This is a genomic window from Protofrankia sp. Cj3, from assembly GCF_917627355.1.
Taxonomy (GTDB): domain Bacteria; phylum Actinomycetota; class Actinomycetes; order Frankiales; family Frankiaceae; genus Protofrankia.
Genome location: NZ_CAKJTR010000192.1, coordinates 8,769 through 9,578 on the forward strand (window position 1 = coordinate 8,769; position 810 = coordinate 9,578).

The following is an 810-nucleotide window of genomic DNA, read 5'->3' on the forward strand; positions in this document are numbered from 1 at the left end:
CGGGGCAAGGGAGCCGAGATCGGCCGGCTCGGCCCCCGGGCCGACACGTACGGTCAGCACATACCGGGTGGCGAACACCTTGAGCAGGAGCTGCACGGCGAGGAAGTCAACGAGCCGCGCAGGGGACGGCTGCGTCGGAACCCGGTCGGGCCGGATCTCGAACTGGCGTACCATGCCGGCCCAGCCGCGCAGGGACAGCAGGTTCGCCTGGATCGCCGCCGGCCAGGCCGACTCGGGCAGCTGCAACGCGCGAAGCGCCCACACCACGGTCCGCGTCGCCGTCCATCCCTGCGCCGCCTGCTCGCGAAGAACCACATCGAGGCCGCGCCAGACCGGGTCAGGCCGATCAATGGGCAGGCCGAACAGCCGCCGGAAAACGCCCAACAGGCCGTCCGCGCGGTCCGGCATCCGCCAGTACGCAATGCCTTGATCAAGAAAAGCGGAACACAACTGAATCAGCACCGGATGCACGAACTCATCCGTGTCCACGCCCAGGAGACGCAGGATCTGGTCGCGGCGCCGCGCCGGTGCCGCGCCGGCGGGTGCCGGTGGACGTTGGCGTTCCAGGGCGTCCCAGACCTCCGCCAGCAGCCGAGCCTTGGGCGTCGGCTGACCGTGCGGCAGCGTCTGACCAGGTCCTGCCCGCCGGATGCGCCCCCATCGCGCGGCGGTCCGGGTGGCCCCGCGCCGGGACGAACTCCGCGCCGATTCATGGTGGCCTGGGCTGGCATAACGCGGTCCGCGACGGCCGGTCGCGAGACGGCGGGTCCCAGCCGGGCGCTGGCTCTCCGAACCTCCGGGCGCCGGCAG

1 protein-coding gene is annotated in these 810 nt (G+C 72.2%); it reads right to left on the bottom strand.

The annotated features are described in order from the left end of the window. On the bottom strand, positions 1 to 810 hold an 810-nt coding region (locus MJ783_RS19615; RefSeq protein WP_239312435.1), incomplete at both ends, for a putative inorganic carbon transporter subunit DabA.